We start from the raw sequence: 11606 nt of genomic DNA, 5'->3' as shown, positions 1-11606 counted from the left end.
GACGCCGAGTACGCCCAGGCGCTGAAGTTCGAGGCGTACCCCGCCGCGCCGCAGATAGAGGGCGTGTGGTTCCAGGCACTTAAGAAAAACCGCAGCGAGAACGGCGCCTTCATGGAATACGTCCGGCTCGATGAACATGGGGTTCAGGGCTTGCCGGGCACACTCGTTCCGCGTCAGATCAGCGTGTCGTGGGCGGCGCCCAAGCGCGTCAACGCCTTTCACATTCACGTCAAGGCCGTTCAGAACGAGATCTGGTGTGTGCTCCAGGGCCAATTGATGATCTGGCTGGTCGATTGCCGCGAAGGTAGCCCGACATTAGGTGTCAAGCGCAAGCTGGTCTTCAGCGGTGAGCAGCCGATGGTTGTTTACATTCCCTCCGGTGTGGCGCACGGCTACCAGGCCAGCGAGGCGGGCGCGACGCTGCTGTACACCATGGACGCCCAGTTCGACATCACCGACCCGAACGAGGGCCGCCTGCCCTGGAATTATTTTGGCGACGACCTGTGGGCCGAGGATATGGGGTGAGGAGTGGCGTCACCAGTGGCGTCCGTTCACGACGATTGAGAATTTTGGTGACGGGTGGAAGCGGGCGACTCGGTACCGAACTCCGGGCATTGCTACCGGGTCTGATCGCGCCGAGCAGTCGGGAGATGAACCTGACCGACCCGGCGAGCGTTCTGGCGGTCATAGAGCGCGAACGTCCGGACCTGATCGTCCACACCGCCGCCTACACCAACGTGGGCGGCGCCGAGAAGGACCGCTCTGAGTGCTGGACCGTCAACGTGGAAGGCACCCGGTATGTGGCGCGCTCAGCCAACGCGGTGGGCGCCAAACTGGTCCACATCAGCACCGATTACGTGTTCGACGGGCAGACTGGCAATTATGCGGAAGACGACACGCCGGGACCGGTGGTCAACTATTACTCGCTGACCAAACTCGTCGCCGAGGAAGCCGCCCGCGCCGCAGAAAGGCACCTGATTATCCGCACCAGTTTCCGGCCCCGCGAGTTCGCCTATCCGGTGGCGTTTTCGGACGTTTATACCGGCCAGGATTACGTGGACATCATCGCGCCCGAAATTGCCCTGGCGGTGCGGCACGCGCTGGAGATCGAGCAGGGCACGTTGCACATCGCCACCGAGCGCAAGAGCGTCTTCGAGCTGGCGCGTCGCCGCAAACCCGACGTGCAGGAGGGCACCCGTGCCCAGGCGGGCGTGACGCTGCCGGGCGACGTGAGCCTGAATACCGGGCGCTGGGCCGCGCTCAAGGCCCAGTGGAGCGCCCAGTAAAGTCATGTTGGTGGAAGGCTCATGCCCCTGATCGATCCGCCGCAGACGACGGTTGACCTGAGCAAAACCGTGCCGGGCGGCTGGACCCTGGTCGGCTTCTCCGAACCCCGCTCGGACGGCGTCAATCCCTTCCGGGTGCCGCAGCCAGTCACCGAGATTCGCTTCAGTACGCCGGGGCCGCGTTATGTGGAGCTCAATTACCAGTTGTTTTCACCGAGAGCGGACGTGCGGGCCAAGGCGACGCTCGACGGGCAGGCGCTGGGGCAGTTCACCTTTCCGGCGGGGCAGTTTGTGACCTTCAAGCCGAGCGGGTTTGTCAGGGCTGGGCCGCATCTGCTGCGCTTCGAGCAGGGATGTGCGGTGGCGTGCGCCATCAACCAGTACAACGCTCAGGCGAAACTGGTCGTGTCGGCCCGGCCCACTGCCAGGGTTGGTTCGGGAGCGACCCGGTGGGCCATCAACGCCCCGCAGTCGGCGATTCAAACGCCGGGGTTCGCGCCCCTGACCTTCGACGGCCAGAACTACTTCAGGAGCCTGACGAGTCCGGGTCAGGCGAAAGTGGTTCTCCCTTCCGGGACGGTGCCCACCAGCCTGCATTATGTCTCGGTGTCGGATACCGGGGCCTACCGGCTGGCCTGGTCGAACGAGACGGGTCGGGCCGTCGAAACTCGCCTACCGAAAGCGGCGATCTGGGCGCCGAAGAACGCGCTCAGCGCCCAGGATCTATCGCTGGTCGGCGACGAGGCGCAGACGCTGAAGGTGCAGGTCAAGTGTCAGGATGGCACAGCGGCGTGTCTGCCGGTGCGTCTGTACTGGTCGGAATTGACCGGCGTTTCCCAATCTGCCGGGCTTGGTAAACTTAGTCTGCCGACGTCGCTGGGAACGCTGCTGCTGGCCCCTGGACTGCTGGCTCTGTTTGCCTTGTTGCTGCGGCCTGCACGCGCCAGGCGCTGACGCCCAGCACCACCCAGAACAGCTCGCTGAAGTGCTGGCTGGGCAGCGCGATGACCACATCGACCAGATTCATGGCACTGAAGCCGAACAGCAGCGCGATCAGCAGCGGGTCACGGCTGCGCACCGCCGCCCAGAGCCCGTAGCCGTACAGCGCCACGAGTCCGGTCAGGCCGATCACGCCGGTTTCCATCAGCCAGTGCAGCCAGGCGTTGTGGGCGGTCAGCCAGGCGCCGTTGAAGAGTCCGCAACCCAGAGCATTGATGACTGGGGTGGAAGGCAGGTTACAGTCGTCTTTGAACAGGTAGGTGATGTACGGCCCGCCCTGATACGCGCCTACGCCGCCCAGCGGTGAGGTCTGCCAGGCGGCGTAGGCGTCGGCCCAGACGAAGTTGCGGCCACTGGTCTGGTCATTCAGGAGTCGGGTCACCGGCTTGATCGGTAACTCGAAGACGTTTACGGCGATGGCAATGGCGAGCGCCAGCCCAGCGGGCACCAGAATCCAGCGGCGTGTGCCCTTGCGCCCTGCGAACAGCAGTGCCGCCGCGCTGCCGACAATCAGGGCCAGCAGCGGTCCCCGGCTGCCAGCGGCCAGAAAGGTAGCCAGCGCCAGCAGTCCGACCAGCACTCGCCACCAGAGCGCTCCGCCCCGCCAGAACAGCGCCAGCCAGATGGCGATGACCGCGACCAGGCCCAGCGAGACGACGTAGTAATAAGGGTGGCCCAGGCGTCCGGAGAGGACATGCTGACCCCGCTCCAGAACGCTATAGCCCCAGGCCGTCACGAACACCACCACTTGACCCCACAGCAGCGGGCGCAGGTTGCGGCTCTCCTGCAAGTACACGCCCGCCGCGATCATCGCCAGGATGACCAGCGTGCGAAAGGCCGCCAGCCCCAGCGAGAGCAGCGGCCTCGGTGTAAACAGCGCAGCGATGAGCTGGGTGACCGCGAAGAAGAACAGCAGATTGCGAACCGGCGCGTTCAGCCGTCTCAGGTGGCCCAGGGCGAGCAGCGCGGCGGCGTAGGGAAAGAGCAGGATCGGCACCGAGGCGAGCAGCCAGGCGACCGGGCGCGGCGGAGTGAAGGAGGAAGACTGGTCTGGCACGTCCGGCAGTATTTCACGCGCCTATCCTCACCTGACTCTAAGTAAAGACAAAACCCCCGCTCTGCACAGGGCAGGAGCGGAGGCAAGGTTGGTGACCCCAACGGGATTCGAACCCGTGTACCTACCTTGAAAGGGTAGTGTCCTAACCGTTAGACGATGGGGCCACACCTTTCAGCTCTCTAATCACGGAATTCCGCGATTTTCCAGCCGCCCTTTCAAGGGGTGCTTTTCAGCACGGAGGGAATAATAGTGGGGAATCGGGGTGCTGTCAACTGTGAAGTGTGTGTCAACGGCCCCGATTTCGGGTAGCCCTGTTAGGCTGAAGGTGATGTGACCAACCATCATCCCCGTCAGAAAAGGCGGAGGAGACCTGTGATCTGGAGACCCCCATGCCCATCAAGTTCGGAACCGACGGCTGGCGAGACATCATCGCCGAGGACTTCACCTACGACAACCTCCGCGTGGTGGCCCGTGCTCATGCCCAGGCGCTGCGCTCACTCGGCGGCAGCGCGGTGGTGGTGGGCTTCGATACCCGCTTCCAGGGCCAGAACTTCGCCCGTGTGGTGGCCGAGACCATGACCGGGGCGGGCCTGGACGTCTGGCTGGCCGGAGCGTATCTGCCCACGCCCGCACTGTCGTTCGCTGCCGTCCACCTGGGCGCGGCAGGCGGCGTGATGATTACCGCCTCGCACAACCCGCCCCAGTACAGCGGGTACAAGATCAAGGGGTCGTATGGCGGCAGCGCCACGCCGGAGGGGGTGCGTCAGATCGAACTGGCGCTGGCTGACCCGCAGCCATGCAGCGGCCCCGTCGGGCAGATCAGGCCCCTGGACATTCGGGACGCCTACTTCGGGCAACTGGACCGCCAGCTCGATCTGGAGGCGCTGCGGGCTTACCGGGGCACCGTCTACCACGACGCGATGGGCGGCGCGGCGGCAGGCTGGCTGAGCGCCTACGTGCGCAGCAGAGGGTTGGGCTTCGAGCTGCGCGAGGTTCACGGCGAGCCGACGCCGCTGTTTGGTGGGGTCAACCCGGAGCCGATTCCGCAGAATCTGGGCGTGCTGATGGACCTGCTGAAAGGGGAGACTGGATTGACCTTCGGTGTCGTAACCGACGGAGACGCGGACCGGGTGGGCGCGGTCACGGCGGGCGGCGCATTCTTCAACAGCCACCAGATTTTCGCGGTACTGATTAAACATCTGTATGGGCGCGGCGTGCGGGGCCGGGTGGTCAAGACCGTTTCGGGCAGCCGGGTGATCGAACTGCTGGCTCACAACCTCGGTCTGGAGCTGCTGGAGACGCCGGTGGGCTTCAAGTACATCACCGACGCCTTCCTGGCAGGCCAGGCCGACGAGCGACTGGCCGTGATGATCGGGGGTGAGGAATCCGGCGGCCTGTCGTCACGCGGCCACATTCCGGAGCGCGACGGCTTGCTCAACAGCCTGCTGATGATCGAGGCCGTCGCCATGAGCGGCAAAAGTCTGAATGAACTGTTTGCCGACATCGAAAGCGAGGTGGGCTTCCGGCACGTCTATGACCGGGCTGACCTGCACCTGAGCGCCAGTTTCGACAAGCCCCGGCTGCTGACCGAGGCGGCGCTGTACAGAGAAGTCGCCGGACACGCGGTGCAGAGCGTCAACACCCGCGACGGCGTGAAGCTGAACCTGGCGGGCGGCGCCTCGGCGATGTTCCGGGCATCGGGAACCGAGCCGGTGGTGCGCGTCTACGTGGAAGCCCAGAGCGCCGCCGATGTGAAGGCCATTCTGGACGAGGCAACAAGGCGAGTACAAGCTCTGGAATTGCCGCAGTAGAGCGTTCGCTTCAAACGAGCTGGTCGTTCTGGTCTGGATCGTCAATAGGCGATACGCGGGTGGTTATCCTGATCAACCCGGTGCGTCTCGCCGCCGAGGACCGGATCAATAGAAATGGCCCGGACGACTCTTGAATCGTCTGGACCTCGCTGGCGGAGAGAGAGGGATTCGAACCCTCGATAAGCTTGCACCTATACACGCTTTCCAGGCGTGCTCCTTCAACCACTCGGACACCTCTCCAGCGCCCGCTAAGGTAGCGCGTCGGCGGCGCTGGCGCAAGCCCCAGCAAGCTGCGACGACCAGCCGCGCCCTGCTTCAGTCTGAACTCGCGGTGGCGGTCCGGGGGACACTGCCTTGGGCCAGCAGAACCTCGACCAGCACCTGCAACGCCTGGATCATCAGCGGCGCCTCAGTGGCCTGGACGCGGGCACGCAGGGTCTGCACCGTGTCGCCGTGCAACACGTCTACCCGCGACTGGGCGACGATCGGCCCCTCGTCTATCCCGGCCTCGACCTGGTGGACGGTGGCGCCGCTGATGGCCTCACCCGCAGCCAGCACCGCCGCATGCACCAGATCGCCGTACATCCCGCGCCCGCCGTACTTCGGCAGCAGGCTGGGGTGGACGTTGAGCAGCCGTCCCCGGTACGCCGCGAGGGTGAGCGGTCCCAGCGCCTTCATGTAGCCGCTGAGCACCACCACGTCGATGCTGTGGGCTTGCAGGGCACCCAGAATGGCCGCGTCGAGGGCGTCCGGGTCGGGGTGAGCGGCGGAGCTGAGGTGGCGGCTGGGGAAACCAGATTGCCTGGCCCACTCCATTACCGGGGAGGCGCTGTTGTTGCTGATGAGCAGGGTCGGCGTAGCAATCAGCTCGCCGCGTTCGCAGGCTGCTACCACCGCCCGCGCCGTGCTGCCTCCATGCGAGGAGAAAAACCCCAGCCGGATCACACCGCTCGTCACACGTCGGCCAGATTCCGGAGCCCCAGTTCCCGGAGCATGGCGGCGCTCGTCAAAATGCCGTTGTGGTAATCCTTCAGCGCGAAGCTCTCGTTGGGGCTGTGGGGGGCGTCCTCGTTGAGGCCGAAATCCACCAGGACCACCGGGGCCTTCAGCACCTCGCGGAAGGTCGCCACGATGGGAATCGAGCCGCCGCCGCGCGTGTAGGCCGGGGCCTTGCCGTAGACCGACTCCAGCGCCCGGCCCGCCGCCCGCACGTAGGGATTGTCGAGGTCGATCTTGACCGGCTGGCCGCCGTGCAGCGCTTTGACCTCCACACTGGTGCCCGCCGGAGCCAGCGTGGGAATGTACTCCTGAGCCAGCCGGGTGATCCGCTCCGGGTCCTGGCCGGGCACCAGCCGCATGCTGATCTTGGCGCCCGCCTTGGCCGCGATGACGGTTTTGGAACCCTCGCCCTGGTAGCCGCCCCAGATGCCGTTGACATCCAGCGTGGGGCGTGCCCACAGGCGTTCGAGCGTGGTATAACCGGCCTCGCCGGGCAACTCCGGCACGCCGATGCTGGCGGCGAACTCGGCGTCGCTGTGCGGCAGGCCCGCCCACATGTCGCGCTCCGCCTGGGTCAGCTCGTCGATACCGTCGTAGAAGCCGGGGATGGTGACGCGGCCTGAATCGTCCTTGAGCTTGCTGATGATCTCGGCCAGGGCACCGATGGGGTTGGGCGCCGCGCCGCCGTAGCTGCCGCTGTGCAGGTCGCGCCTGGCCCCCTGAACGTGAACCTCGATGTAACTCAGACCGCGCAGCCCGTAGGTCACGGTGGGCGTGTCCGGGCCGAAGCGCGAGCCGTCGGAAATGACGATCACGTCGCAGGCGAGTTGCTGGGCTTTCTCGCGCAGGTAGGTGTCCAGGTTGTGGCTGCCGACTTCCTCCTCACCTTCGATCAGGAACTTGACGTTGACGGTTAGCTCGCCCGCTTCCAGCAGGTGCTGCACGCCGCGAACATGGGCGTAGACCTGGCCCTTGTCGTCGGTGGCGCCGCGTGCGTAGAGGCGGCCTTCCCGCACGGTGGGCTCGAAGGGCGGCGTCTTCCACTCGTGAATGGGCGCTTCGGGCTGGACGTCGTAGTGGCCGTAGATCAGCACGGTGGGTTTACCGGGCGCCTTCAGATGATCGGCGTAGACCACCGGATGCCCGGCGGTGTCCTCCACGCGGGCGGTGAAGCCCAGAGCACTCAGTTTGCGCTGCAAGAAGTCGGCGGCGCGGCGCATGTCCGCCGTGTGGGCCGGGTCGGCGCTGACGCTGGGAATCCGCAGCAGCTCGAAGAGTTCGGCGTTGGCGCTAACCTGCTCGGCGTCGGGGAGGGTGGGCTGAACGAAGCCGGTCTGGTTTAAAACGGTCATGCCCGGAATTCTACGCCGGGGAAGTGTGGACGGAACGGGAAGCGCTGTCTTTAGCCGCTCTTGACCTGTCTGGCGGCGACTCGTTTGACGCTCGTTGCCGCGCCCGCGCCGATGGTTGCCGCCAAACCGGGCCAGCACCTGCTGACGGGCTTCCTCGTCCGGGGCCGCGTTCAGCGCCTGGGCCACCCGCTCGGCCCGCTCACCGCCCAGGGTCACGACCAGATGGTGGCCGCGTGATGCCGACTCCGGTTGAATCGTTTTTACAAAACGGTGAAATCCGACCAAGCGGTCAGGCCCGATAGGTGCCGCTCTGACCAAGAACGGGAGGAGGAGAAAGGACGGACTCTGCGGTACGGATGTTCAGGAATTTAGCGGAGTCCGTACGAAATCAGCAGCAGGCCGTCTCTGCTGCGCCGCGCCGCAAAGGGGTTGTCGTCCAGACCCATAGTGCAGTACGGCGCAGCTTCAGTCCACAAAAGCGGCCCGGCGACTTGCACCGGGCCATTTCAGACAGGGGCAGTTCAGTACAGCCCGGATTCGGTCTGCAAGGCTGCCTCGTTGCTCAGGGTCAGGCAGCGGTAGGCCGGGGTCAGCAGGCCGTCGTCGCGCATTTCGCCGATCAGTTTGCTGACCGACTCGCGGGTGGCGCCGGTGCCCTCGGCGATCAGCTCGTGGGTGGCCCGCACGAAGCGGGTGCCGTCCTCGTGGGTGCCGCCCAGGCTGCTATCGGCCAGATTCAGCAGGTAGCGGGCGATGCGCTCACGCAGTTCGCCGTCCTGAATATGCACGCCGTCGGTCATCACGCGCTGGAGCTGGGCGCTGAGGCTGCGGGTCACGTCCCAGAGTTCCTGGCCGCCCAGGTGCTCTAAGTGAATAGGGGTCAGCACCGCGTCGGTCAGGGCGATGATCTGGTGGCTGCGGGCCAGGCCGTGCAGCGCCTCCTCGCCGAAAATGTCGCTGGGACGGATGTGGCGCACGGTCAGGTTGCGGCCCTGCGAGGTCAGGCGCACGGCCCGCAGCAGGCCGCTCTCCAGGCGGTACAGGCTGGGCGCGGCGTCCCCGGCGTAGTAGAGGGTGTCGCCCCGGCGCAGTGGGCGGCCCTGAAGGGTGTCGGCAGTCGGTGAGCGCAGGTTCTGTAGGGTCACAACGGGCTCCTGTCCGCACGAACGGGCGCGGGCACGCAAACAAGGGGGGACGGGGGGCCGCTGGCGGCGGAAAGTGGAGCGGGGGGGTCGAGTGCCGATCACTGAAACGCTGAATCGCAACTTCTGGACTATGGCTACCTGGATGAACTGTGGCTATCTGGACTGTGGCTGTCTAGACTGTGACCGGGCACTCAATGACGATCAGGACGTACTCAGACTGTACAAGGTTTGTCCAACCCTAAAAGGTAAGCCAGGTACACTCTGAAGAACTGGTAAGAGTTGTGGTAACCAGGTGACGCTCAGGTGTAAATTGCCGTAACGGCCCACCTGGCGCCCAGCCCGGTTCAGAATACCTCAAGCCCGTCCAGCACGACGCTGGCATGGGCCTCGACGGTCAGCGCGTGGTCGCTGTTGTAGCCGCCCGCCATCATGGTGACCACCGGCACGCCCGCCGCCTTGGCCCAGCTCAGCATCAACCGGTTGCGCTCCCGCACGCCGCTGAGGCTCAGGGCAAAGCGCCCGAAACGGTCCCCGGCCAACACGTCCACGCCCGCCAGGTACAGCAGCAGGTCGGGCCGGTAGGCTTCGAGCGCGGGAATGACCTGTGAGCGCAGGATTTCGAGGTACGCCGCGTCGTCCGTGCCGTCGCCCAGGCCGATATCGAGGTCGCTGATTTCCTTGCGAAACGGGTAGTTGCGCTCGCCGTGGACGCTGAGGGTAAACGAGCCCGCCACGCCCCGCAGCAGCGCCGCCGTGCCGTTGCCCTGGTGCACGTCCAGATCGACGGTCATGACCCGTTTCGCCAGTCCGTCACGGAGCGCTGTGCGCGTCAGGATGGCCGCGTCGTTGACCAGACAAAAGCCCTCGGCCCGGTCGTGAAAGGCGTGATGGGTGCCGCCCGCCAGGTTGGCGCCCCAGCCAACCCGCAGCGCGTCGTGCAGCGCGGCCAGCGAGCCACCAGCCGCCCGGCGAGCCCGCTCGACGACTTCTGGGCTCCAGGGCAGACCAAATTCACGGGTCTCCCTGGCGCTGACCTCGCCCCGGCGCCAGCGCCTGAGCCACAGCGGATCGTGGACCTGCCCGGCCACCGCCCAGGGCAGCGCGGGTGTGTCCAGCACGGGCAGCAGGCCGCTGAGGCGCTCGGCCACGCCCTGATATTTGTACGAGGGAAAGCGGTGGTTATCGGGCAACGGGAAGGTGTAGGCGGCGGGCGTGTAGGCCCGGTAAGGCGTCATGGTCGCCAGTCTGGCGCGTTCTGGGGAGGTGGACCGTAGCTTGTGAGGGTCGCGGTCAGCGGTAAGCGGTTCGGGGTGAAGGACAGGGTTGTACAAGGTTTGAATAAGGTGGTGGAGCCGGGGAGGTGATGGTTGCCGGGGCGCTTAGATTTCGTGAGGCATAAAGCTGAATGGGGTTCTCCCGCCACTCAAATTTCTTGACCGTCCCAGCAAGACTTTTACCGATCAAACGCGACCCCAACGCTGATATGGTCTGCGTCCGGTCCATCCGCGCTACAGGTGAACCCGGTCCTGAGCTTCACGCCAAAATTGTTGTCGGCCTCAACATAACTCATCCATAGCCAGCCGCTAATGCCATATTCCGGTAGGGTGCTGTCGTTAAACTCGGCGCTACTTGGGGACTTTAGTTTTTCACGGACTGCTGATAAGCAGTATTCGCGTATAAGACCGCCATCAACCTTCATGGGCGCGGATGCTATAGATGCTGTGTTAAAGCAACCTTTGAGCAACCAACCGAAGAACACAATAATGACCATGAAGGCAATTCCGCCAATGACATTTTCCACTCTACGCTGGGAGGGTGTCAATTTGTCTCTTCTTTCCTTTTCAACTGTAGCTTTCAGTTCTGCCTTCTCTTTCTTAGCAGCCAGCCCCTTTTCTCGTTCTGCGAGAATTTGTTTTACCCTCTCTTCTTGTGTCAATGGCCGCTCGACTTCAGCCCTGACCTGAGCTCGGTATTCTTCCTCGGCTCGGATTCTGGCCTGATCTTCAAGCGTCAATAAACGACGAATTCAAGTTGCTAACGCACGGGTCTGATGGTTGGAGTGTACCTCATACGGGGTGCAGTACCCCAGGACCTTGCGGGGTCGGTGGTTGAGGGCGTGTTGGACGGCCAGGACGGTGCTGAGATCGACCTGAGTGAAATCTGTTTTCTTTGGGAAGAACTGGCGGAGCAGGCCGTTAGCGTTCTCTACTGACCCTTTTTCCCAGGGGCTGTGAGCGTGGCAGGCGTAGGTGGTGGCTCCCCACTGCTCACCGAGTGCCTCGGTGAGCACGAACTCACGGCCCTGGTCGATGGTTATGGTTTTGACCCACTGTCCGTCCAGCACGCTGTCCATCGCGGCGTAGACCTCTGTAGCGGTCTTGCGGCCCACCAGATTGAGGGTCAGCAGCCGTGAGCAACGATCGGCGATGACCACCAGACTGCCTTTGCCTTTGGCCCCTTCCATCAGATCTGCTTCGAGGTGACCGATTTCCTGGCGGGCGTTGGCGGCCTCTGGGCGCTGCTCAATGCTGGTCCACAAGGTTGGAGGGGTTCGCCTTTCGGAGTGAGGACGACGATGGGGACGGCTTCGACGGAGGTAGGGCGTGAGGTGGGGATGGGCATAGACAAACTGGTAGATGCGCTCCACCGAGGGGCAGAACTGTCCCTCCAGTACACAGCGACCCCGGATCTGTTCTGGGCTGTGGCACTGCTGGAGCCTGTCGGTGATGTGCACCCAGACGCTCTCTGGCAGCCGAGGTCCATGACGGCGGCTGCGCTGCTGCTCCGCATCGTGCTGAGCGCTCACCGCTATATACGGTGTACAGCGCTCCAGTTCCCGCCCGATGGTCGTGCGGTGAACGCCGAGTTGAGTGGCGATCTGGGCGCAGGAGTGACCCACCTCATAGAGCGCTTCGATCTTGTACCGTAGGGGCAGCGTGATCCGTTGGTAGCACATG

12 protein-coding genes and 2 tRNA genes are annotated in these 11606 nt (G+C 64.5%); 5 read left to right on the top strand and 9 right to left on the bottom strand.

Annotation, left to right across the window (positions count from 1 at the left end; all coding sequences use genetic code 11):
• From Q0R23_RS13165 to Q0R23_RS13155, 3 genes are all read left to right on the top strand, one after another.
• Positions 1-525 (top strand): dTDP-4-dehydrorhamnose 3,5-epimerase family protein (locus tag Q0R23_RS13165; protein WP_293913716.1); only part of this gene is annotated, 525 nt, incomplete at its 5' end.
• 47 nt (positions 526-572) lie between these two features.
• The gene (locus Q0R23_RS13160) at positions 573-1286 is read left to right on the top strand and encodes an NAD(P)-dependent oxidoreductase (protein WP_293913715.1); all 714 of its coding nucleotides are present in this window, start codon (positions 573-575) and stop codon (positions 1284-1286) included.
• 21 nt (positions 1287-1307) lie between these two features.
• Complete coding sequence (locus Q0R23_RS13155) at positions 1308-2240, top strand: hypothetical protein (RefSeq protein ID WP_293913713.1); 933 nt, start codon at positions 1308-1310, stop codon at positions 2238-2240.
• On the opposite strand, the gene Q0R23_RS13150 is transcribed toward Q0R23_RS13155, so the two are convergent.
• Positions 2146-3342 (bottom strand): O-antigen ligase family protein, encoded by a 1197-nt coding sequence (locus Q0R23_RS13150; RefSeq protein WP_293913711.1) that lies wholly within the window; start codon positions 3340-3342, stop codon positions 2146-2148. The two genes, Q0R23_RS13155 and Q0R23_RS13150, sit on opposite strands and share 95 nt — an antisense overlap.
• A gap of 89 nt (positions 3343-3431) precedes the next feature.
• Positions 3432-3506: transfer RNA gene (locus tag Q0R23_RS13145), tRNA-Glu, on the bottom strand.
• Positions 3507-3731: 225 nt separating this feature from the next.
• Here Q0R23_RS13145 and Q0R23_RS13140 point away from each other — a divergent pair.
• The gene (locus Q0R23_RS13140) at positions 3732-5153 is read left to right on the top strand and encodes a phosphoglucomutase/phosphomannomutase family protein (RefSeq protein WP_293913709.1); all 1422 of its coding nucleotides are present in this window, start codon (positions 3732-3734) and stop codon (positions 5151-5153) included.
• A gap of 150 nt (positions 5154-5303) precedes the next feature.
• Here the strand turns inward: Q0R23_RS13140 and Q0R23_RS13135 are convergent.
• The 3 genes from Q0R23_RS13135 to Q0R23_RS13125 all read right to left on the bottom strand — a co-directional run bounded on the left by Q0R23_RS13135 (position 5304) and on the right by Q0R23_RS13125 (position 7504).
• Positions 5304-5393, bottom strand: a tRNA-Ser gene (locus Q0R23_RS13135).
• A gap of 75 nt (positions 5394-5468) precedes the next feature.
• Positions 5469-6110: a phosphoribosylglycinamide formyltransferase gene (locus Q0R23_RS13130; protein ID WP_293913707.1), complete on the bottom strand. Its 642-nt coding sequence runs from the start codon at positions 6108-6110 to the stop codon at positions 5469-5471.
• Positions 6107-7504: a dipeptidase gene (locus tag Q0R23_RS13125; protein ID WP_293913705.1), complete on the bottom strand. Its 1398-nt coding sequence runs from the start codon at positions 7502-7504 to the stop codon at positions 6107-6109. Before Q0R23_RS13125 ends, Q0R23_RS13130 begins: the two co-directional genes overlap by 4 nt.
• A gap of 84 nt (positions 7505-7588) precedes the next feature.
• On the opposite strand from Q0R23_RS13125, the gene Q0R23_RS13120 reads away from it, so the two are divergent.
• A complete protein-coding gene (locus Q0R23_RS13120; RefSeq protein ID WP_293913703.1) occupies positions 7589-7741 on the top strand; it encodes a hypothetical protein in 153 nt (50 codons plus the stop codon).
• Positions 7742-8025: 284 nt separating this feature from the next.
• On the opposite strand, the gene Q0R23_RS13115 is transcribed toward Q0R23_RS13120, so the two are convergent.
• The 4 genes from Q0R23_RS13115 to Q0R23_RS13100 all read right to left on the bottom strand — a co-directional run bounded on the left by Q0R23_RS13115 (position 8026) and on the right by Q0R23_RS13100 (position 11605).
• Complete coding sequence (locus Q0R23_RS13115) at positions 8026-8649, bottom strand: cyclic nucleotide-binding domain-containing protein (RefSeq protein WP_293913701.1); 624 nt, start codon at positions 8647-8649, stop codon at positions 8026-8028.
• Positions 8650-8993: 344 nt separating this feature from the next.
• Positions 8994-9884, bottom strand: coding sequence for a histone deacetylase (locus Q0R23_RS13110; protein WP_293913699.1), 891 nt, complete (start codon positions 9882-9884; stop codon positions 8994-8996).
• Positions 9885-10102: 218 nt separating this feature from the next.
• Complete coding sequence (locus tag Q0R23_RS13105) at positions 10103-10663, bottom strand: hypothetical protein (protein ID WP_293913697.1); 561 nt, start codon at positions 10661-10663, stop codon at positions 10103-10105.
• 12 nt (positions 10664-10675) lie between these two features.
• Positions 10676-11605, bottom strand: a complete 930-nt coding sequence (locus Q0R23_RS13100) for an IS30 family transposase (RefSeq protein ID WP_366520435.1) — start codon at positions 11603-11605, stop codon at positions 10676-10678.
• Position 11606: the final 1 nt, after the last annotated feature.

Source organism: Deinococcus sp., assembly GCF_025362455.1.
Lineage (GTDB): Bacteria > Deinococcota > Deinococci > Deinococcales > Deinococcaceae > Deinococcus.
This window is presented reverse-complemented; position numbering and strand designations above follow the sequence as displayed.